Raw genomic sequence first — 21,942 nt, 5'->3', positions numbered from 1 at the left:
TTGAACCAAAAGCGCTCATGCCTATTATGGTGGCATGAGCGACTACAATCCCCGATATGCCTATGAGGATTTCACGGTCGGCAGCGAATGGCTGCTCCCCGCGAAATCCGTCGAAGCCGGTGAAATCATCGATTTCGCCACCCAGTTCGATCCCCAGCCCTTCCATCTGGACGAGGCTGCCGGAAAAGCCAGCATCCTTGGCGGCCTTGCCGCCTCCGGCTGGCACACGGTTTCCATGTTCATGCGCATGATGTGCGATGCCTATCTCCTCGATTCCACATCGCAGGGTGCGCCGGGTATCGACTACGCCAAGTGGAAAAAGCCGGTTCTTGCCGGGGACACGCTGACCGGCAAGAGCACGGTCATCGAACGGCGCGTATCCAAATCCAAGCCGGACCTCGGCTTCATCGTGCTGCACCACGCCATCTCCAACCAGCATGGCGAAGTGGTCTGCGAACTGCAGAACACCGGCATGTTCACATTGCGGGAGCCCGCCGCAGCATGAGCACAGCCCTCACCGCCCTTATCGGGATCGAATACGATCTCGGCACGCACACATTCACCGCGGAAGAGATCGTCACCTTTGCCAGGAAGTACGATCCGCAGCGTTTCCACGTCGATCCGGAAGCGGCCAAACACAGCAATTTCGGGGCACTGTGCGCCTCCGGCTGGCATACGACGGCCATTTGGATGCGGCTGAATGTCGAGGACATGAAACGCCAGATCAAGGCAGCCATGGAGCGGGGCGAAACGCCGCCGCAATTCGGCCCATCGCCCGGCTTTGAAAACCTGAAATGGCTGAAGCCTGTTTATGCCGGGGACACGATCCGCTTCACCCGGACGCTGAACGGGTTTCGCGCGCTGCAATCGCGCCCCGGCTGGGCGATGATGCAGATGTCGTCCGCGGCCTATAACCAGAACGAGCAGAAGGTTCTGGAGTTCAACAGCGCCGCGTTGATAGGGTTAGCCTAGTAAGGGGCCGCAGAAGGCCCTCAGTCGCCTTCATAGGCGACGAGCGTGCGCACGTTGACGCCGAGCGCTTCGAGCTTCCTGCGCCCGCCCAGATCAGGCAGATCGATGATGAAGCAGGCGCTGACAATATCGGCGCCCATCTGCTGCAACAGTTTCACCGCAGCTTCGGCCGTGCCGCCCGTTGCGATCAGGTCATCGACGAGAATGACCTTCTCGCCCGGCACGATGGCATCCCGGTGCATCTCCATTTCATCGACGCCATATTCCAGGCTGTAGGCAATGCGCACCGTGTCATGCGGCAGCTTGCCCTTCTTGCGGATCGGCACGAAACCGGAGGACAGCTGGTGCGCCATGGCGCCGCCGATGATGAAGCCGCGCGCTTCCACGCCGGCAACCTTGTCGACCTTGCCGCCCGCATAGGGATGGACCAGTTCATCGACGGCCCGGCGAAAGGCGCGTGCATTGCCAAGCAGGGTCGTGATGTCGCGAAACATGACGCCGGGTTTGGGGTAATCGGGGATATTCCGAATGGCATCCACCAGCGTCTGCTTCAGCGTCGAATCCATGTCGTCACTCCTTTGTGCCTGCAAGGCGCACAGCGGTGCAGTTTAATAGACCACCACCGCAAAAGAAAAGGGCGCAAGGCGCCCTTTCCGGATCAGATATAGTCAGAGCCGATCAATGTTCGATGTCGGCCCAGATACGGCGCTTGGCGACGTAGAGAAGACCCGCAAACAGAACAAGGAAGATCATGACGCGGAAGCCGGTCTTCTTGCGGTCTTCCAGGTGCGGTTCAGCGGCCCACATCAGGAATGCCGATACGTCCTTCGAATACTGCGCCAGTGTCTGCGGCGAACCGTCATCATAGGTCACCTGGCCATCCTGCAACGGCTGGGCCATGGCCAGTGACTTTGCGGCGATGAAGTAAGGGTTGTAGTGCGTTCCCTCGGGGATCTTCATGCCTTCCGGCGGTGTTTCGCCGAAGCCTGTCAGCAGCGCGTGAATATAGTCCGGTCCGCCTTCCTGATACTGTCCCCAGAAGATATCAATCAGGAACTGCGGGAAGCCGCGCTCGACAGCACGGGCCTTGGCGATCAGCGAGAAGTCGGGCGGAGCGGCACCATTGTTGGCGGCAGCCGCTGCCTGTTCATTGGCGAACGGCGCCGGGAAATGATCGGCCGGAATAGCCTTGCGGGTGAACATCTCACCTTCCGCATTGGGGCCGTCCTTCACTTCATATTCCGCGGCGAATGCCTTGACCTGCGCTTCGCTGTAACCAAGTTCCGAAAGCGAACGGAAAGCCACCAGCTTCATCGAATGACAGGCAGAGCAGACTTCCTTGTAGATCTTCAGACCGCGCTGAAGCTGCTGCTTGTCATAGGTGCCGAAGGGGCCGGCGAAGGACCACTTCATCTGTTCCGGATGCTTGATCGGGAAGTGCGTCGGCTCAGCGGCATTGTGGGCTGCTTCTTCCGCAAACGCACCGCCGCCGAAAGCCAGCATGGTACCGAGACCGGCAGCTGCGAGACCGAGGAGGATTTTTTTCATCGGAGAGTCCTTCACGTTTCTCAGCCTTTGGTTTCCGGAGCCGCCGCAACACCCGCGGGCTGACCGCCGCTCTTGGTCTTGGCAAGCACAGCTTCGGTAATCGAGTTTGGTATGCGGCGCGGCGTTTCGATCAGGCCGAGCAACGGCATGATGATGATGAAGAAGCCGAAGTAGAAGGCTGTGCCGAGCTGCGAAAGGATCGTGTAGATGCCTTCGGCAGGACGCGAACCGAGCCAGCCGAGCATGATGGCATTGGCAACGAAGATCCAGAAGAACAGCTTGTACCAGGGGCGATAGACGGCCGAACGCACCTTCGATGTATCGAGCCATGGCACAACGAACAGGATCGCGATCGAGCCGAACATGGTCAGAACACCGCCGAGCTTCGAGTTGATCGGTCCGATGTTGAAGGTGATGGCGCGCAGCATCGCGTAGAACGGCAGGAAGTACCATTCGGGAACGATGTGGGCTGGCGTCTTCAGCGAGTCAGCCGGGATGTAGTTGTCCGGATGGCCCATGTAGTTCGGCATGTAGAAGACGAAATAGGCAAAGAGGATCAGGAAGAGCGACAGCGCAAATGCATCCTTGATGGTTGCATAGGGTGTGAACGCCACCGTGTCCGTCTTCGACTTGACTTCAATACCGGTCGGGTTGGTCTGGCCGGTCACGTGCAGGGCCCAGACGTGCAGGATAACAACACCGGCAATCATGAAGGGCAGCAGGTAATGCAGCGAGAAGAAGCGGTTGAGGGTCGGATTATCCACGGCAAAACCGCCGAGCAGCAGCTGCTGGATCGGATCGCCGATGATCGGAAACGCCGTGAAGAAGCCGGTGATGACGGTTGCACCCCAGAAGGACATCTGGCCCCAGGGCAGGACGTAGCCCATGAAGGCGGTCGCCATCATCAGGAGAAGGATGATCACGCCGAGAATCCACAACAGCTCGCGCGGCGCCTTGTAGGAACCGTAATAGAGCCCGCGGAAAATATGCACCCAGACCGCAAGGAAGAACATCGATGCGCCGTTGGAATGCAGGTAGCGCAGCAGCCAGCCCGAATTCACGTCGCGCATGATCTTTTCAACGGAGTTGAATGCCAGTCCCGTCTCAGCCGCATAATGCATGGCCAGAACGACACCGGTGATGATCTGCGCCACCAGCATGATCGCCAGGATGCCACCGAAGGCATAGGCGTAGTTGAGATTGCGCGGAACAGGATAGGCAACGAATGAATCATAGATCAGACGCGGCAACGGAAGTCGCGCATCGACCCATTTTTCGATACCTGTGTTCGGCGTATAGGATGAATGTCCACCGCTCATGTCGTGTCTCCCCCTGGAACCTTAGCCGATCTTGATGACGGTGTCGGAAATGAATGAAAGTGGCGGGACGGGCAGGTTTTCCGGTGCGGGACCGGAACGGATGCGCCCGGCAGTATCGTATTGCGAGCCGTGGCATGGGCAGAACCAGCCGCCGAAATCCCCCTGCTGCCCGAGCGGAATGCAACCCAGATGGGTGCACACGCCGATCATGACCAGCCAGTTTTCCTTTCCCTTGCCTGCACCGCGATCCGCATCGGTCGCTTGGGCATCGCTCGGCAGATTGGCGTTGCGCGCAATCGGATCCTTGAGCTGGCTCAGCTGGACGTTTTTGGCATCCTCGATTTCCTTCGGCGTACGATTGCGAATGAAAACGGGTTTACCGCGCCATTTGACCGTCAGGGACATGCCCGGTGTCAGCGCTGAAACATCAACTTCGATGGACGAGACTGCCAGCGTGGATGCGTCCGGTCTCATCTGGTCGATGAAGGGCCATGCAAAGGCTCCCGCTCCGACCACACCGGCCATACCTGTCGCAATATAGAGGAAGTCACGCCGTGTCGGCTCGGTCGTATCGTGTGCGCTCACGGGGCCTGTTCCTTTCCGAATAACAACGCAGCAGGAGAGTCCACTTTGTCACCACAATACACGACTGGCCCATAGAATGAGCCTCGCGGATTCCCCAGCATATTGCGTGGTTTCTAAGCATGTCGCATGAGCTTGTCCAGCCTGACAGAGCCACAAGGGCAGGATGTCGCAGGGATAAGTCGCCACACCTTTTCCACTCTTTGGCCATGAATCTGTTTGCATTTTCGCAGCGGCCTCACAGGCGCCCGATAAAGCCGCCGGATTGGCGCGCCCAAAGTCCGGCGTAGAGCCCGTTGGCGGCGATCAGCGCGTCGTGGCTGCCGCTCTCGACAATGCGTCCGCCATCCATGACCACAAGCCGGTCGAGCGCAGCGATGGTCGACAGGCGGTGCGCGATGGCGATGACGGTTTTGCCGCGCATCAGCCGGTAGAGATTGTCCTGTATCGCCGCTTCCACTTCCGAATCGAGCGCGGACGTCGCCTCGTCGAGAATGAGAATCGGTGCGTCCTTCAGCATGACCCGCGCGATGGCGATGCGCTGCCGCTGGCCGCCGGACAGCTTGACACCGCGTTCGCCCACATGGGCATCGAAGCCCCGCCTGCCCTTGGGATCGGTCAAGGCGGCAATGAAGGTGTCGGCCTGCGCATTCTCCACAGCCTGCCGCATCAGTTCATCGGATGCCCCGGGACGGCCATACAGGATGTTGTCGCGCACGGAGCGATGCAACAGCGAGGTGTCCTGGGTTACCATGCCGATATGCGCGCGCAGCGAGTCCTGCGTTACCTCCGCAATGTCCTGTCCGTCGATCAGAATGCGCCCGGCCTGCACGTCGTAGAAGCGCAGGAGCAGGTTGACCAGGGTGGACTTGCCCGCACCGGAACGTCCGACAAGACCGACCTTTTCGCCGGGAAGAATGTTCAGCGACAGATTGTCGAAGACCGGCTTCGAGCGGTCATAGTGAAACTGCACATTGTCGAAACGGATGGCGCCTGCGGGTACCGCAAGCTGTGCTGCACCGGGTTTGTCGACAACGGTGACCGGCCGCGCCAGCAGTTCCATCGAATTCTGGATGGTACCGTAATTGCGCAGGAGACCGTTGAGGTTGGCCATGGTCCGTCCCAGCAGCATGCTCAACCGCAGGACAAGGCCGAGGGTGAAGGCGATTGCACCGGGCGATATTTCCGACTTCAACCACAGATCGATGGAAACAATCGCCACGGCGCAGATCATCACACCGCTGGTTGCGCCGAGCGCAATGCGGATGCCGCTCAGGCCGCGCGTCAGCGGAATGATGGCATCGAGCCAGCGCTGCATGCCCTGCCGCATATAGGCGTCGTCGCGTTCCGCACTGCCGAACAGCTTGAGCGTCTGGATATTGCTGTAACCATCGACCAGCCGCCCGGTGACAACGGAACTCGCTTCGGCGGTTTCCGCCGCAGCCCGGCGCACGCGCGGCAGGAAATAGCGGGCGATCAGGCTGAACACAGCGAGCCAGCCGATGACGATCGTCGCCAGCCGCCAGTCAAGGTCGCCGATCAGCGCGATGGTGGTGACGCTGTAGACGATGCAGATCCAGATGGCCTGCAGAAGCGTCATCATGAAATCGCCGACCGCCTGCCCGGTCGCCCAGACCTTGGTGACGATGCGCCCGGAAAAGTCATTCTGGAAGAAGGCGAGGCTCTGGCGATAGGTGTGCAGATGCGCCTGCCAGCGCACCAGATTGAAGAAACCAGGCACAACGGTCTGCTCCTCGACCAGCGCAGACAGCGTCAGGACAATCGTCCGGGCGATCAGGACACCCGCCAGCATCAGAAGGAGCGGCGTGCCGTGATCCTGCATCAGGCCTTGCCAGCCCTTTGCCGGGTTGACCGATGCCAGAATATCGACGAGCCCGCCGAGAAACCAGAACAGGCCCGCTTCCGTCAAAGCGACCAGCCCGCCCAGCACCAGCACCGCGAAGAACGCGGCCTTGGCCTGCCGCACATAGAACCAGATGAACGGGAACGGCCGCGACGGGACATGATCCGCCGGCGGTGCGGCGTAAGGATCGATCCAGCTTTCGAACAGACGGAAGATATTTCTCATGCGGTGCACATCGGATCAGCAGCCTTTCAGGGTCAGACGTGCAGCGCGCGACTGAAAGAATACTCTTGAGCGAGTCCCCTCGCCGGTCAAATTAAAGTTCATTCAGATATTTCCCGGCAAAGAAAAATGCTCCCCGGCGGAACCGGGAAGCATTGGTGCAGCGGGACTGTTGAAGGCAGCTATTCCGCCGCTTCCTGCTCGTCATCCAGCCCGAGGAAGCCACCGGACTGCCGGGCCCAGAGGTTGGCGTAGATGCCGTCGGCGGCAATCAATTCCTCATGGCTGCCGCTTTCCACAATCCTGCCCTTGTCCATCACCACGAGACGGTCGAGCGCCGCAATGGTGGACAGGCGGTGCGCGATGGCAATGACCGTCTTTCCCTGCATCAGCCGGTAAAGATTGTCCTGGATGGCCGCTTCCACTTCCGAATCAAGCGCGGAGGTCGCCTCGTCCATGATGAGAATCGGCGCGTCCTTGAGCATGACCCGGGCAATGGCGATACGCTGGCGCTGGCCGCCCGAGAGCTTGACGCCCCGCTCGCCCACATGCGCATCGAACCCGCGCCGTCCCTTGGGATCGGACGCCGCCTCGATGAACGCCTCCGCCTGCGCATTCTGCACGGCCTGGCGCATCAGCTCTTCCGAAGCATCGGGCCTGCCATACAGCACGTTGTCGCGGATGGAGCGGTGCAGCAGCGAGGTATCCTGCGTGATCATGCCGATATGCTCGCGCAGCGAGTCCTGCTTCACCTTGGCGATATCCTGGCCATCGATGGTGATACGGCCGCTCTCCAGATCGTAGAACCGCAGGAGCAGGTTGACGAGCGTCGACTTGCCCGCACCAGACCGTCCGACCAGCCCGATCTTTTCGCCAGGACGGATGTCGAGGGACAACCTGTCGATGACGCCCGCACCCTTGCCGTAGTGGAAACCGATAGCCTCGAAGCGGATCGCACCGGCGCTGACGGCCAGTTCCGGCGCCTTGGGGACATCGGTGACAAGGCGCGGCAGCGAGATGGAGGTAATACCGTCTTCCACCGTTCCGATATTCTCGAACAGCGCCGACATTTCCCACATGATCCATTGCGACATGCCGTTGAGACGCAGCACAAGGCCGATACCCACGGCCACGGCGCCAACGGAGATGGCCGAACCGAGCCACAGCCAGATCGCGATGCTGCTCACCGAGAACAACAGGAGGCAGTTCATCGCATAGAGCGTGACATGGAATCCCGTCACCATGCGCATCTGCGTATAGGCGGTGGACAGGAACTCCTCCATTCCCTCGCGGGCATAGTTCTCTTCCCGCTTGGAATGGGAGAAGAGCTTGACCGTGGCGATGTTCGTGTAGCTGTCGACGATACGGCCGGTCATCGACGAGCGCGAATCCGCCTGCGCCTTGGACGCCACCTGCAGCTTCGGGATGAAATACCACATCAGCCCGACATAGGCGGCCAGCCAGATCAGGAACGGTATCATGAGACGCAGATCGGCAGCGGCGGCGATGATCAGCGTGCCGCTGAAATAGACGATCACATAGTTCAAGACGTCGAGCAGCTTCATCACCGCTTCGCGCACGGCGAGCGATGTCTGCATCAGCTTGGTGGAAATCCGCCCGGCAAACTCGTCCTGGAAGAACGTCATGGACTGGCGGACGACATAGCGATGCACCATCCAGCGGATGCGCATGGGGTAATTGCTCAAAAGGGTCTGGTGAATGACCAGCGAGTCGAGCAGCACGATACCGGGCATGACGATCAGCACGACGCCGGCAAGCAATGCAAGCTTCCAGCCTTCCTGCGCAATGAAGGTTTCGCGCGACTGGCTGGACAGCCAGTCGACGACATTGCCCATGAAGGCATACATCGACACTTCAAGGACGGCGATCGATGCCGTGCACGCCGCCATGACGGCGAGCCATGGCCAGACGCCGCGCGTGTAGTGCAAACAGAATGCAACCAGTGTCTTGGGTGGCTCACTGGGCTCGGCGGATGGAAACGCCTCGAGCCTTTTTTCAAACCAGCGAAACATTATCAAACCTCTTTCGGGCGACGGTCTCGGCATGACATGCGAGACGAAAATGATTCCGACGCAGCGTGGCGGTTACTGCGCTTGGGTTGCCGGAGCATGATGGAAACAGAAGAAGACAAACATGCAAACGCCAACCATGGGACGATTGCGACTTGTGTCAGGGAAAAAAACTACGCGGAAAGAACAGACACAAGACCGCCAACGACACCGGGCACGGCTTCATCGGGAGAAGCCATCCGGTTTGGAAGAAGTCGGAAAAATTCAGTCATCGACACCTCCAAAGTTTGTGTTGGCAAAGTTAGCGTTGCGGTCGAAACCCTATACCTATTATGAACGGAAAAAGCGAGAGCCTATTCTCAGGAAATACATGCGCCTGAGCGAAATATTGCCAACGGAGCCCACCGGTTGTGATTGAAGACAAACCCGACCTGCGCATTGCACTTTACCAGCCGGATATTCCGGGCAATACCGGCACGATCCTGCGCATGGCTGCCTGTTTCGGGATCGGGGTCGATCTCATCGAGCCCGCGGGCTTCGATGTATCCGACCGGTCGCTCAAACGCGCCGGGATGGATTACCTCGAACAGGCTGCGCTCACGCGCCATGCCGACTGGCAGCACTTTCAGAACTGGCGCCAGGGCGAACAGCGGCGCCTGCTGCTGTTTTCCACCAAGGCGGCCATGCCCTACACGCAATTCACCTTTCGACAGGGCGACATCCTGCTGCTTGGACGCGAATCGGCCGGCGTGCCGGATGAGGTGCACCAGTCGGCCGATGCCAGGTTGATCATCCCGATGGTGCCGGGGGCGCGGTCGCTCAATCTGGCGCTGTCCGCGGCCATCGCTACCGGTGAAGCCTTGCGGCAGTTCTCGCTGCCCGCATGAAAAACGCCGGCCATTTCTGACCGGCGTCCTCATTCACCTGACAGGAAGCTTACTTGACTTCAGCTGCCTTGCCGTCTTCCCACTTGTAGAGAACGAAGGTCGGCGTCGTCAGATCGCCGGTCTTTGCATAGGTCAGATCGCCGACGACGGTCGAAACCGGTGCGCCGGAATGCAGTGCCGCAGCAACCGCTGCCGGATCGGCAGAACCAGCCTTTTCAATGCCGGCCTTGATGACCTGCAGCGCCGCATAGGCATTGAGCGTGAAGGCTTCAGCCGGAATGTTCTTGGCCTTCAAAGCTTCCATGATCTTCGCAGCGGACGGGTTCTTTGTCGGATCGGCACTGTTGGTGAACAGCGTACCGGCAGCGGCAGCGCCGCCAATGGCCCAATATTCCGTGTTCGACAGGCCTTCGGCACCGATGATCTGGGCCTTGATGCCCTGATCCGCCAGCTGGCGGGCAATCAGGCCGCCTTCCGGATGGTAACCGCCGAAATAGATCACGTCGGCTTTTTCCGACTTCAGGCGGGTAATGAGCGCGCTGTAGTCCTTTTCACCGGCATTGATGCCCTGATCGACAACTTCCTTGACGCCGCCCTTGTTGAGCGTTGCCTTCAGATTGTTGGCCAGACCCGTGCCATAGGTGTTCTTGTCATAGACAACCGCGACGCGCTTGTCCTTGTAGTGCTTGAGAATGTACTGGGCAGCAACTTCGGCCTGCTGGTCATCGCGGCCGCAGGTGCGGAACACGGTGTCCAGGCCACGCGTCGTCAGATCCGGCGTGGTGGAGGTCGGGGTGATCATCAGGATGCCGTTTTCAGCCAGCACATCGGAAACCGGCATCGAAACACCTGATGTGACCGGACCGACCACGAACTTGATGCCTTCGCCGACCACCTGGTTGGCAACCGACACGCCCTGCTTCGGCTCGCCGGCATCATCGAAAAGCTTGATGACGATCTTCTCGCCCTTGATGCCGCCTTCGGCATTGATGGCTTCCGCAGCCGCAGCAACACCGTTCTTCACCTGTATGCCATAGGCAGCCACAGGGCCGGTTACAGGCGCGATGTTGCCGATGACGATGTCAGCACGGGCGAATGAAGTCATCGCCATGACAGCCGTCAACGCCACGCCAGAGATCAACGATAAGCGCATAGTGTCCTCCTTGAATTTTTTATTGCGCGGATTGCGCGGCCGGAAGATTCTCCGGCGCTGCAAAAAGTTCTACTGTCTTTATGGCAGGCTGTCAGCCACGATTCATGACAATCCTGAATCCATCATTGAAATAATTTGATGCCATTTATGAAGAAAAGTGTTCGGCTGTTGACAATTCACGCCGATTTTTCCTGGAAATTCGAGATTTCCGCTCGCGCAGCGGTCTTTTCAGCCGATTTTAGTCGGCATTCGGCAAACGGCGCATGGTGAATTCGATGATGTCGCCAGGCCGTTCGTACCAGCTTTCGATTTCCGTCCAGTAGGCCGCTTTCGGGTATTGGTCGAACCACTCCTTCGCCTTCTCCCGGGCGGCAAGACGCGGCAGGCGGAAGCTCTCGCGGATGAATGCGCCACGCTGCCTGGGGGCTTCGCCCCGGCTTTCCTTCAGCTGCTTGCGCAAGCCGTCGAGCGGCGGCTTGGGAAAGTGTGTCCTGGGTACTTTGGAGACCATTTTGCATCCCTTCCTGAACCCTGTACGGCAGAGAGTAGATCAAACCCCGCCCTGAAAACGAGTCATTTTTTTGGGATAGCCCAAACACCACCTTCCTTTGCCGCGCCCCGGATGTGATAAAGTACACAGCAAGAAGGAATCGCTAATATGGACCGCCCGGATATTCCCGCCATCCTGCCCGAAGCGCTTGAAGACAAGAAGACAGCCGCCACCGCGTGGTTTGCCGAATTGCGCGACAAGATCTGCGCCAGTTTCGAGCAGCTCGAGGATGATCTGGAAGGCCCTCTCTCCGACCGGCCGGCGGGCCGTTTCGTGCAGACGCCATGGCAGCGCGACGAAGGCAACGGCGGCGGCGGGATCATGTCCATCATGCATGGCCGGGTCTTCGAGAAGGTCGGGGTCCACACCTCCACCGTCCATGGCGAATTTTCCCAGGAATTCCGCAAGCAGATACCCGGTGCGGATGAGGATCCGCGCTTCTGGGCCTCGGGCATCTCGCTGATTGCCCATCCGCAGAACCCGTTCGTCCCGGCGGTGCACATGAACACGCGCATGGTTGTCACCACCCGCCAGTGGTTCGGCGGCGGCGCTGACCTGACGCCCGTTCTCGACCGCAAACGGACGCAGGAAGACCCGGATACCGCCGCCTTCCACAAGGCGATGAAATTCGTCTGCGACAAGCATGCGGCGGTCGCCAGCCACGAGAAATTCAAGGACTGGTGCGACGAGTATTTTTATCTGCCGCACCGCAAGGAGCCGCGCGGCACGGGCGGCATTTTCTATGACTGGCTGCATTCTTCCGACGAAAATGGCGGCTGGGATGCCGACTTTGCCTTCACCCGCGACGTCGGCCGGGCCTTTTCGGTGGTCTACCCTTATCTCGTCCGGCAGAATTTCAACCGGGACTGGAGTTCCGAAGACCGGCAGGAACAGCTGGTCCGGCGCGGACGCTACGTTGAATTCAACCTGCTCTACGACCGCGGCACGATCTTCGGCCTGAAGACCGGCGGCAACGTGGATTCGATCCTTTCGTCCATGCCACCAACGGTCAAATGGCCGTGATGTGATTTTTTCAGGGATCAATCCCGGCTTTCATGCGTTATGGTGCTGCCGGTACGGTATCTGAAGCCGTATCTCGATGGAGAGGGCCCGCGTCACACCGGGCCCACAACAGGGAGAAAAGGCCATGAAAGAACTTCATTGCATCGTTCCCGGTTGCCAGTGGCATACCCGTCACGACACCGAAGCCGAGATCATCCGCCGCGCCACCGAGCACCTTCGCGAAACCCACGGCGAGACGGCCATCCGCGAAGCCATGCTCGAAACGATCAAGGCCAATATCCAGCCTGAAAAGGGCAAGGCTGCCTAGACAGGCTTTCCTGTCAGGTCGGGAATTCTGGCAAGCAGCGCATCACGGTCCAGCGTAAAGCCCGAGTCAATCCACGCATCCTCGAGCGCGCGTTGCAGCTTGCCCACATCGGGGCCCTTTTCCAGACCGGCAGCGATGAGATCGCCGCCGGAAACGGGGAATTTGGGCTTCTCGTACCGCCCGGCAAATTCCAGCAGTTTTGACAGATGACCGGCACGCATCATGGCGGCATTGTCGTTGAGCGCCTGCATGCGCGCGGAAACCAGCGCAAGGCGCAGGCGGTCCATCATGCCCTGCCGGTCGCTGCGATAAAGCCGCTTGGCAAAACCCGCCTCGGAAATTTCGGCACTGGGCAGGACGGCACCAGCCCAGGCTTCCAGCCGCTCGCGCTCGTGATTGGAAAGCTTGAGGCGCACCGCCATGGCATGGGTGCGCTCCGCATCGGGCGGGATCATGCTGGCAAGGCGCAGCAGCGGATCAGCCGGCCAGCCAAGTTCCTTTTCCGTTTTGACGAGACCATGGATCGCATCGATGCCCCATTTCTCGCTCTCGGGCAGAACCGCCGTCAGCACGCCCGCCTGACGCATCCACAACAGGGCGCGCGAAGGATCCGGCGCTGCCAGCATCTTCTTCAGCTCCGACCAGATACGCTCCGCCGACAGCTGCGCCAAGCCGTCCTTCAGGCGGGCGCAGGCCTTCAGGCCTTCGCTCTCGGGACGGCCATGGCCATACCAGGCAAAAAACCGGAAGAAGCGCAGGATGCGCAGGTAATCCTCGCGGATGCGCTGTTCCGCATCGCCGATGAAGCGCAGGGTCCGGCTTTCAATATCGGCAAGACCGCCAACCAGATCGACGATCGTGCCATCCGCTTCGACGTAGAGCGCATTGATGGTGAAATCGCGCCGGTCCGCATCGACCTGCCAGTCGCGGCCGAAGGCAACGGATGCGTGGCGCCCGTCAGTCTCGAGATCGGCGCGCAGCGTGGTCACCTCGAACGGCCGCTTGTCGGCGACAACGGTCACCGTGCCATGGCTGATACCGGTCGGCACGGTCTTGAACCCCGCCGCCTGCGCCCGGTGAATCGTTTCATCCGGCACACAGGTGGTTGCGATATCGAGATCGGACACCTCTTGCCCGAGAAGCGCATTGCGCACCGCGCCGCCGACGATGCGTGCGCCCTCTCCATCGGCGGAAAGGGCGGCGAGCAGCCTTTGCAAAGCCTCGTTCTTCAGCCATGGGGCCTTGCCGGCAATCGATACTGTCATGCTCAAGAATAGAGCCTTTCATAAAGTGTGCGGATGATGCCCGCCGTAACGCCCCAGATGAAGCGGTCGCCGAACGGCATCGTATAATAGAAGCGTTCCTTGTCCTGCCATATCCGGCTTTCCCTGCGGTGGTTGGCAGGATTCATCAGAAAGGACAATGGCACTTCGAACACATCGGCCACCTCATCCGGATTGGGCGTCAGGTCGAATGGCGGATGAACGAGCCCGAGCACCGGGGTGATGGAATAACCTGTCGTGGTGAGATAGCGCGGCAGACGGCCGAGCAGCTCGACATGCCGCCCTTCCAGGCCGATCTCCTCATGCGCTTCCCGCAGCGCCGCCTTTTCCGGCTGGAAATCGTCTTCCGGATCGATGGCGCCGCCGGGAAACGCCACCTGGCCCGAATGCTTGCGCATGTTGGCATTGCGCAGGGTGAGAATGACGCCCGCTTCATCCCCGTGATCGACGATGGGGATCAGCACCGCCGCCTCGCGCAGTTTGGTCGCCGCGATCAGGGCATCGAGGTCGGGATTAAGCAGGTGGTCGCCATGATCGACGCTCAGCGTCTCATGGCCCTTCGCGGCGACGCGCTGCGCAAAGGCCCGGGCGGAAAAGCCATCTTCATGCCGCAGGGTCTGGCTCATAGGCTTTGCTCTTCCAGCTCATCGGACGGCATGATGGGAAAGACCACTCCCCCGGAGCGCACGGCAAACATGGACTTGCCGTCGATCACAAGGTCTTCGCCATGGCTGACCAGTTCGTACATGACCGGGCGCGCCAGCAAGGCTTCCAGCCGTCCGCGCACCAGCACATAGGGCTTAAGCCCGCCATTGGCCGGATCGATGACAAAGCGCAAGGGATTGTCGGCATTTGCCTCGACGATATCGCCGACATTAGTGCGGAACGTCATGATCTGGTCATCGCCTTCACCGGACACATTGAGCTCGACACCAAGGAAGGGCGCATCCTCGACGCGGATACCGACTTTCTCGACGGGCGTGACAAGATAGGTCTTGCCATCGGCATCCCGGCGCAGGACCGTGGAGAACAGCCGGACCAGCGGTGCGCGACCGATGGGTGTTCCCATGTAGAACCAGGTGCCATCCGCCTTGATCTCCATATCGAGATCGCCGCAGAAGTCGGGGTTCCACTTTTCCACCGGCGGCAGGCCCTTGCCTTGCGCCGCGGCGCGCGAAATCAGCGCTTCAAGCCCTGCCGCATCGCGCAACGTGCCCTCTGACTGTGCCATACCAAGACCTTTTTGTTCATTCGTCACGAAATAGTCACCGTTAAACCGCTTGTCTGCATGTCATAGTGATCTAGACTCATTTAAGTGTGAAGCTGACCATAAACCAGCTCCGCAGGCCAGAGACGAGGTAAACCATGACAATCATCAAAACCGGGGAACCGTCCGATCCGAAGGCCATGATAGCAGAGGCCGAAAAGGCTCTGGCCGATATCTCCAGGGTACGCGCTGCCATCGGCACTGTCATCTTCGGCCAGGAAAGCGTGATCGAGCGCACGCTTGTCGCGCTGCTTGCCGGCGGCCATGCCCTTCTCGTCGGTGTTCCCGGCCTTGCCAAGACCAAGCTGGTCGAAACCCTCGGTACCGTGCTCGGCCTCGACGAGCGCCGCGTGCAGTTCACGCCCGACCTGATGCCGTCGGACATCATCGGCTCGGAAGTCATGGAACAGGACGACCATGGCAAGCGCTCGTTCCGCTATGTCAAAGGCCCGATCTTTGCGCAGCTGCTGATGGCCGACGAAATCAACCGCGCCTCGCCGCGCACCCAGTCGGCCTTGCTGCAGTCCATGCAGGAATACCATGTGACCGTTGCCGGTGAACGGCACGACCTGCCATCGCCGTTCCACGTGCTGGCGACGCAAAATCCGCTGGAGCAGGAAGGCACCTATCCCCTGCCCGAGGCGCAGCTTGACCGCTTCCTCATGCAGATCGATATCCTTTATCCGGAACTGGAGGCGGAGCGCCGCGTCCTTCTCGAAACCACCGGCACCTCGGAAGCCCGGGCGGCCAAGACCATCACTGCCGAGCGCCTGCGCGAAATGCAGCAGCTGATCCGCCGGATTCCCGTGGCGGAAGGCGTTGTCGAAGCCATCCTCAAGCTCGTGCGTTCGGCCCGCCCCGGTGCGGACAACGATATCGCGCAAAAATTCATCGCCTGGGGTCCCGGCCCCCGTGCGAGCCAGGCGCTGATGCTGTGCGCCCGCGCCCGCGCGCTCTATGACGGGCGTCTCGCGCCGTCGATTGACGATGTCAGGGCACTCGCGGAACCGGTCCTGCAGCACCGCATGGCACTGACCTTCGCCGCCCGCGCCGACGGCATGAACGTGCGCGAGGTCATCGCCAATCTGACCAAGGCCGCACTCTGATGGCAGCCATCGGCGCGCAGGTCCAGAAGACCGCGACACGCGAGGCGCTGGCGCGTGCACGCCAGCGCGCCGCTTTGTTGCCCGATCTTCTGGTCGAAGCCCGCCGCATCGCCAACACCACGAATACCGGCTGGCATGGCCGCCGCAAGAGCGGCGTCGGCGAGACGTTCTGGCAGTTCCGGCCCTACACGGACGGCGAAGCCATCGCGCGCATCGACTGGCGCCGTTCGGCACGCGATGACCGCACCTATGTCAGGGATCAGGAATGGGAAGCCGCCCATACGGTTTGGCTGTGGGCCGATTCCTCGGCCTCCATGCTCTACAAATCGGATATGGCGCAGGTATCGAAGGAATCGCGCGCGCTTGTGCTCATCCTGGCATTGGCCGAGCTTTTGTCGCGCAGCGGCGAGCGCATTGCCTTTCCCGACGTGACCGATCCGACCTCTGCCGCCAATGGCGCTGAGCGACTGGCGGTTGCGCTGTCGCACGTGATCGACCTGCCGAAGCAGCCGGATTTCAGCAAGGTGCGGCGCTTTTCCGATGTCGTGCTGGTCAGCGATTTTCTCGAGCCGGTCAACGAGACGCTTGCCCTGCTTGAGCAGATTGCCCAGCGCGGCGCCCGCGCGCATCTGGTCGAAATCTACGATCCGGCCGAAGCGGATTTCCCCTACAAGCGGCGCACGGAATTCGTCGATCCGGAATCCGGCGCGATGCTGACCGTCGGCCGGGCGCAGGACTATGCCGAGGAATACAAGCGCCTGTTCCTTGCCCGGCGTGAAACACTCAGCGCCTATTGCCGCCGGATCGGCTGGAGCTACACCGCCAACCGCACCGACCGCCTTGCCTCCGAAGCGCTGGTTTCCGTGCACCTGAACATGACCGCCGATGCCGGGTATCAGAGGACGGGCCTATGATGGGTGCCTTTCCCCTTGCCCTCGGCGCACCGGCAATTCTTCTGGGGCTTCTGGCCCTGCCCGTTATCTGGTGGCTGCTGCGGGCGACGCCGCCGCGGCCGGTCCGGGAATCCTTCCCGCCGCTGAAAATTCTGGCCCAGATCCTCAAGAAAGAGGAAACGCCGGACCGCAGCCCGTGGTGGCTGACCCTGCTGCGGCTTGTGCTGGCAGCGCTCGTCATTCTCGCGCTCGCCGAACCCGTATGGAATCCGCGCGCCGAGACTTTGAGCGGCAAGGAGCCGGTCGCCATCGTGCTCGACAATGGCTGGTCCTCCAATGAGGAATGGACCGCGCGCAAGGAAACGGCGGAACGGCTCATCGCCGATGCCAATGCCTCCGGCGCGCTGATCTACATCCTGGGTACGGCCGAGAAACTGAATGCCGATGTCGGCCCGTTCGATGCCGCAACCGCGCTCGAGCGGCTGCGTGCGCTGAATGTCCGGCCGATTCCCGTCAACCGCAGCGCTGCCTTCGACCGGCTGAAGGCCGTCCTTGCCAATGTCAAAGGCGTGCGCGTCGCCTATCTCAACGACGGTGTCGACACCCCGCAGGCGGCGACGGCCATCAAATCCATGGAGGGGAGCGGGATCGCTTCGGTAATCTGGTATCAGCCGTCGATCGCAGCCCTTTCTGCCATCCGGCAGGTGGAGAACAATGCGAACGGGCTCACCGTCCACGCCGTGCGTTCCGATGACAGCCGCGCCTCGGGCGGCATCACCATCGGCGCCTATGATGAAAAAGGCCGCCGCATCGCCGAAACCGGACTGGTTTTCCGGGCCAATGAAGCGACCGGCGAAGCCGTCATTACGGCGCCCTACGAGCTGCGCAACGACTTTCACAGCCTGCGCATCGACAACGCCCCGCATGCGGGCGCCACGTTCCTTGTCGACGACAACAACAAGCGCCGCCGCGTCGCCCTGCTGTCCGGTTCCGAAGCGGATCTGTCGCAGCCCCTGCTGTCGCCGCTCTATTACATTTCACGCGCGCTTGAGCCCTTCGCCGATCTCCTGCGGCCGCGCAATGCGGAGCTGATCAAGGCCATCCCCGAACTTCTGGAGCAGAAGCCGTCCGTCATCATCATGGCCGATATCGGCAAACTGCCCGGCGAGACCGAACAGGCCATGGTGGACTGGGTTGCCAAGGGCGGGACACTGATCCGCTTTGCCGGGCCGCGCCTTGCCGGCAACAGCGAGCATGACCCGCTTCTGCCGGTCAACCTGCGCAAGGGCGAACGTTCTCTGGGCGGTGCCCTGTCGTGGAAGGAATCCCAGCCGGTTGCCGCATTCCCGGATACTGGTCCGTTTGCCGGGCTGCCGACGCCGCAGGATGTCACCGTCAACCGCCAGGTTCTGGCAGAGCCCGCCATCGACCTCTTCGAGAAGAGCTGGGCCAATCTTGCCGACGGCACGCCGCTGGTGACGGGCGAGACCCGCGGGCGCGGGCAGCTCGTCCTCTTCCACGTCACGCCGGAAGCCACATGGTCGAACCTGCCGATCAGCGGCAGTTTTGTCGACATGCTGCACCGCATCGTCACCCTGTCGCGCAACACCGGACCGTCGCCGCAGGAAAATGGCGCCGGGGCTTCCCGCGCCTTTCCGCCCTATCTGACATTGAACGCCGAAGGGGCTTTGACCCCTCCGGGTGCGGATGCCAAGCCGCTTATCCTCAAAACAGGCGAAACCGGCACGGTGAGCTTTGACAATCCGCCCGGCTTTTATGGCGTCGAGGATTCCATGAGCGCCCTCAACCTCTTCAAGCCAGACAGCGGCATCAAGCCTCTGGTCCGTCCCGAGCTTGCCATTCCCGTGACCACGGCACGCTATGCCGTCGATGAATCGGTGCCGCTGCGTGGACCGCTCTTCGGGCTCGCCGCCCTGCTGCTGGCGCTCGATGCGCTTGCCATTCTCTGGCTTGGCGGGCATTTGCGCCGCCGCTTCAAGACGGTTACCGCCGCCTCCCTGGCGATCCTGCTCATTCCCGCCATCCTGGCATTCGGTCCCTCTCCGGCGCATGCCCAGCAGAACGACAGCAAACCGGGCGACCAGACGATCCTGGACGCGGTCAATGCCACGCACCTCGCCTATATCATCACCGGGGATCGTGCCGTTGACGACATCAGCAAAGCGGGCCTTTTCGGGCTTTCCAGGGCACTTGCCGACAGCACCGCGCTGGAGCCCGGCGAACCCATAGGCGTCAACCCGGAAACCGATGAGCTCGCCTTCTTTCCGCTGATCTATTGGCCCGTCGACCCCGCGGCCAAAATGCCGTCGCAGGCCGCGATTGCCAAGATCGATGCCTATATGCAGCAGGGCGGAACCGTTCTGTTCGACACGCGCGATCAGGATGCGGCCGCCATCAGCTTCGACAACAGCTCGACACCGGCCAATGCGCGCCTGCGCGACATTCTTTCCGGCATGAACATACCGGCGCTGGAACCGGTGCCCAATGACCATGTGCTGACCAAGGCCTTCTATATCCTGCAGGATTTCCCCGGCCGGTTCCGCGGCAGCCAGCTCTGGGTGCAGGCCTCGCAGGCACCCGAAGCCAACAAGGACCGCCCGGTGCGGGTCGGCGACGGCGTTTCGCCCATCATGATAACCGGCAATGATCTCGCGGGCGCCTGGGCCGTCAACGCCAGCGGCGCTCCCCTGCTCCCGACGATCCCCAATGATCCGGATCAGCGGGTTCTCGCCTATCGCGCGGGCATCAACATCGTCATGTACATGCTGACCGGCAACTACAAATCCGATCAGGTGCACGTGCCCGATCTCCTGAAGCGGCTGGCGAACTGACATGTATCTCTCCCTCGACTTCCAGCCCCTGCTCTCGACCTCACTTCTGGCATTGCTGCTCCTGCCTTTGCTGGCGCTTGCACTGGCAGGCCTGTATCTGCGCCAGCGCGGCAGCGTGATCCGCCTGCTGGCCGTGGCCGCGCTGGCCATGGCCCTGTTCAATCCCGTTGTCATCAACGAGGAACGCGAGCCGCTCAAAAGCGTCGTCGCCGTGATTGCCGACCGCAGCCAGAGCCAGGATATCGGCGACCGCACCGCCGATACGACCGAGGCGCTCAAGCAGGTCCAGGCCGCGCTGGCGCGCCTGCCGCAGTTCGAGGTGCGGACCGTCGAGACCAACCGCGCCAGCGAAACCGACGATGCCACGGCCACGCGGCTGTTCCAGGCCATGAACGGTGCATTCCGCGATGTTCCGCCCTCGCGCATCGGCGGCGCCATCATGATCACCGACGGGCAGATCCACGATATCCCGAACAATGTTGCGGCGCTGGGTTTCAACGCGCCGGTCCATGGCCTGATCACCGGCAGGCCGGGCGAGATCGACCGGCGCATCCAGTTTGTCCGGGCGCCGCGCTTCGGCATCACCGGCAAACCGCAGCAGATGACCTACAAGGTCACGGCCGCCGGTGAACCCCAGGGCGGCCGGGCGCGCGTCACCGTGCGGGTGAACGGCAACGAGGTATTGTCGCAGGATGCCGTCATCGGCAAGGAAATGCCGCTTGCGGTGACGCTGCCGCGCGCCGGCGTCAATATTGTCGAGCTGGCGGTCGATGCCGTTCCCAACGAGCTGACCGAAATCAACAACCGCGCCGTCGCCATGGTCGATGGCATCCGCGAGAACCTGAAAGTACTGCTGGTTTCCGGCGAGCCGCACAATGGCGAGCGCACATGGCGCAACCTGCTGAAATCCGATGCTTCGGTGGATCTCGTCCACTTCACCATTCTGCGCCCGCCGGAAAAACAGGACAGCACGCCGATCAATGAACTGTCGCTGATCGCTTTCCCGACGCGGGAATTGTTCGTCGAGAAGATCGACCAGTTCGATCTCATCATCTTCGATCGCTATCAGCACCGCGACGTGCTGCCGCTGCTCTATTACGACTATATCAACGACTATGTGCAGAAGGGCGGCGCATTGCTGATTGCCGCCGGTCCCGAATATGCGGGCAACGTCTCCATCGCCAACACACCGCTCCTGACCATCCTGCCGGCTACGCCGACGGGCGATGTCACCGAGAAAGCTTTCTATCCGCGCCTGAGCGACGATGGCAAACGCCATCCCGTGACGCGCGGCCTTGAAGGCAGCACGCAGGAACCGCCGCAGTGGAGCCGCTGGTTCCGTGTCATCGATGTCAACAAGCCGGATGGCACGGTCGTGATGAATGCCGGCGACAAGCCGTTGCTCGTGCTCAACCGTATCGGCGAAGGCCGGGTCGGCATGTTCCTGTCCGATCAGGGCTGGCTGTGGGCGCGCGGCTTTGAAGGCGGCGGCCCGCATGCCGCGCTCTACCGCCGGATTGCCCATTGGCTGATGAAGGAACCTGAACTGGAAGAGGAAGCCCTGACCGCAACGGGCAGTGGCCGCAATCTCGAAATCCGCCGCCAGACGATGAAGAAGACCGCCCAGCAGGCCAGCATCATCACGCCATCCGGCAAAAAACAGGACATCCCGCTCACCGAGACCGAACCCGGCGTGTTCACCGCCGCGATACCGACAACGGAAATCGGCTTGTTTCAGGTTGCCAATGGCGATCTGACGACGCTGGCCCATGTCGGGCCGGTCGATGCGCCGGAGTTTGCCGATTACATATCGACGACAGCCAAGCTCGACGGCTTCGCCCGCGAAACCGGCGGCGGTGCCCGCCGCCTGCGGGCAACCGCAGACCAGACATCGATTGAGGTGCCCAGCATCGTCGCCTCGCGCAGCTTTGCCAGTGCCAGCGGCGACAACTGGATCGGCTTGCGCCCAACCAGTGAAACGGTGCTGAAAAGCGTCAACCGCCTGCCGCTGTTCTCCGGCTTCCTCGGCCTTGCCGCGATGATCCTTGTCCTTGGCAGCATGTGGTACCGCGAAGGCCGGTGAA

General features: G+C 61.3%; 20 protein-coding genes. 9 read left to right on the top strand and 11 right to left on the bottom strand.

The features are described from left to right. Positions 1-34 precede the first annotated feature (34 nt). A complete protein-coding gene (locus tag J1W56_RS06830) occupies positions 35-505 on the top strand; it encodes a MaoC family dehydratase (RefSeq protein WP_223612574.1) in 471 nt (156 codons plus the stop codon). Further along, the gene (locus J1W56_RS06825) at positions 502-972 is read left to right on the top strand and encodes a MaoC family dehydratase (RefSeq protein ID WP_223612573.1); all 471 of its coding nucleotides are present in this window, start codon (positions 502-504) and stop codon (positions 970-972) included. Before J1W56_RS06830 ends, J1W56_RS06825 begins: the two co-directional genes overlap by 4 nt. Before the next feature lie 20 nt (positions 973-992). Here J1W56_RS06825 and J1W56_RS06820 read toward each other — a convergent pair whose 3' ends face one another. From J1W56_RS06820 to J1W56_RS06795, 6 genes are all read right to left on the bottom strand, one after another. After that, complete coding sequence (locus J1W56_RS06820; RefSeq protein ID WP_223612572.1) at positions 993-1,538, bottom strand: adenine phosphoribosyltransferase; 546 nt, start codon at positions 1,536-1,538, stop codon at positions 993-995. A gap of 112 nt (positions 1,539-1,650) precedes the next feature. Then, positions 1,651-2,520: a cytochrome c1 gene (locus J1W56_RS06815; RefSeq protein WP_105732028.1), complete on the bottom strand. Its 870-nt coding sequence runs from the start codon at positions 2,518-2,520 to the stop codon at positions 1,651-1,653. Positions 2,521-2,540: 20 nt separating this feature from the next. Further along, positions 2,541-3,839: a cytochrome b gene (locus J1W56_RS06810; protein ID WP_223612571.1), complete on the bottom strand. Its 1,299-nt coding sequence runs from the start codon at positions 3,837-3,839 to the stop codon at positions 2,541-2,543. Between the two features lie 21 nt (positions 3,840-3,860). Then, positions 3,861-4,424 carry a ubiquinol-cytochrome c reductase iron-sulfur subunit gene (petA, locus tag J1W56_RS06805; protein ID WP_105732026.1) on the bottom strand — a complete coding sequence of 188 codons (564 nt, stop codon included), beginning with the start codon at positions 4,422-4,424 and terminating at the stop codon, positions 3,861-3,863. A gap of 235 nt (positions 4,425-4,659) precedes the next feature. Continuing rightward, positions 4,660-6,510, bottom strand: coding sequence for an ABC transporter ATP-binding protein (locus tag J1W56_RS06800; protein WP_223612570.1), 1,851 nt, complete (start codon positions 6,508-6,510; stop codon positions 4,660-4,662). Positions 6,511-6,689: 179 nt separating this feature from the next. After that, positions 6,690-8,540, bottom strand: a complete 1,851-nt coding sequence (locus J1W56_RS06795; RefSeq protein ID WP_223612569.1) for an ABC transporter ATP-binding protein — start codon at positions 8,538-8,540, stop codon at positions 6,690-6,692. A gap of 410 nt (positions 8,541-8,950) precedes the next feature. Here J1W56_RS06795 and J1W56_RS06790 point away from each other — a divergent pair, with 410 nt between their 5' ends. After that, complete coding sequence (locus J1W56_RS06790) at positions 8,951-9,424, top strand: tRNA (cytidine(34)-2'-O)-methyltransferase (protein ID WP_223613450.1); 474 nt, start codon at positions 8,951-8,953, stop codon at positions 9,422-9,424. A gap of 49 nt (positions 9,425-9,473) precedes the next feature. Here J1W56_RS06790 and J1W56_RS06785 read toward each other — a convergent pair whose 3' ends face one another. Then, the gene (locus tag J1W56_RS06785; protein WP_223612568.1) at positions 9,474-10,577 is read right to left on the bottom strand and encodes an ABC transporter substrate-binding protein; all 1,104 of its coding nucleotides are present in this window, start codon (positions 10,575-10,577) and stop codon (positions 9,474-9,476) included. A gap of 238 nt (positions 10,578-10,815) precedes the next feature. Then, the gene (locus J1W56_RS06780) at positions 10,816-11,088 is read right to left on the bottom strand and encodes a hypothetical protein (RefSeq protein WP_223612567.1); all 273 of its coding nucleotides are present in this window, start codon (positions 11,086-11,088) and stop codon (positions 10,816-10,818) included. A 147-nt stretch (positions 11,089-11,235) separates the two neighbouring features. On the opposite strand from J1W56_RS06780, the gene hemF reads away from it, so the two are divergent. After that, on the top strand, positions 11,236-12,150 hold the full coding sequence (hemF, locus tag J1W56_RS06775; RefSeq protein WP_223612566.1) for an oxygen-dependent coproporphyrinogen oxidase: 915 nt from the start codon (positions 11,236-11,238) through the stop codon (positions 12,148-12,150). Between the two features lie 124 nt (positions 12,151-12,274). After that, positions 12,275-12,457, top strand: coding sequence for a DUF1059 domain-containing protein (locus J1W56_RS06770; protein WP_105732019.1), 183 nt, complete (start codon positions 12,275-12,277; stop codon positions 12,455-12,457). Here J1W56_RS06770 and J1W56_RS06765 read toward each other — a convergent pair. The 3 genes from J1W56_RS06765 to J1W56_RS06755 are packed head-to-tail and all read right to left on the bottom strand — an operon-like array spanning position 12,454 to position 14,971. After that, positions 12,454-13,722: a CCA tRNA nucleotidyltransferase gene (locus tag J1W56_RS06765; protein WP_223613449.1), complete on the bottom strand. Its 1,269-nt coding sequence runs from the start codon at positions 13,720-13,722 to the stop codon at positions 12,454-12,456. The two genes, J1W56_RS06770 and J1W56_RS06765, sit on opposite strands and share 4 nt — an antisense overlap. Positions 13,723-13,724: 2 nt before the next feature. After that, positions 13,725-14,366 carry a CoA pyrophosphatase gene (locus J1W56_RS06760; protein ID WP_223612565.1) on the bottom strand — a complete coding sequence of 214 codons (642 nt, stop codon included), beginning with the start codon at positions 14,364-14,366 and terminating at the stop codon, positions 13,725-13,727. After that, positions 14,363-14,971: a DUF1285 domain-containing protein gene (locus tag J1W56_RS06755; RefSeq protein WP_223612564.1), complete on the bottom strand. Its 609-nt coding sequence runs from the start codon at positions 14,969-14,971 to the stop codon at positions 14,363-14,365. The genes J1W56_RS06760 and J1W56_RS06755 overlap by 4 nt, the downstream gene beginning before the upstream one ends. 134 nt (positions 14,972-15,105) lie before the next feature. Between J1W56_RS06755 and J1W56_RS06750 the strand changes: the two genes are divergently transcribed. From J1W56_RS06750 to J1W56_RS06735, 4 genes are read left to right on the top strand one after another with little or no spacing between them, the layout of a single operon-like run. Then, positions 15,106-16,113, top strand: coding sequence for an AAA family ATPase (locus J1W56_RS06750; RefSeq protein ID WP_223612563.1), 1,008 nt, complete (start codon positions 15,106-15,108; stop codon positions 16,111-16,113). Beyond that, positions 16,113-17,027, top strand: a complete 915-nt coding sequence (locus J1W56_RS06745; protein WP_223612562.1) for a DUF58 domain-containing protein — start codon at positions 16,113-16,115, stop codon at positions 17,025-17,027. Before J1W56_RS06750 ends, J1W56_RS06745 begins: the two co-directional genes overlap by 1 nt. Then, complete coding sequence (locus tag J1W56_RS06740; protein ID WP_223612561.1) at positions 17,027-19,858, top strand: DUF4159 domain-containing protein; 2,832 nt, start codon at positions 17,027-17,029, stop codon at positions 19,856-19,858. The genes J1W56_RS06745 and J1W56_RS06740 overlap by 1 nt, the downstream gene beginning before the upstream one ends. 1 nt (position 19,859) lies before the next feature. Beyond that, positions 19,860-21,941: a hypothetical protein gene (locus J1W56_RS06735; protein WP_223612560.1), complete on the top strand. Its 2,082-nt coding sequence runs from the start codon at positions 19,860-19,862 to the stop codon at positions 21,939-21,941. Position 21,942: the final 1 nt, after the last annotated feature.

The sequence above is a fragment of the Phyllobacterium calauticae genome, assembly GCF_019991125.1.
GTDB lineage: Bacteria > Pseudomonadota > Alphaproteobacteria > Rhizobiales > Rhizobiaceae > Phyllobacterium > Phyllobacterium calauticae.
Note: the sequence above shows the minus strand (reverse complement) of the source record. Positions and strands in the feature narration are given on the sequence as shown.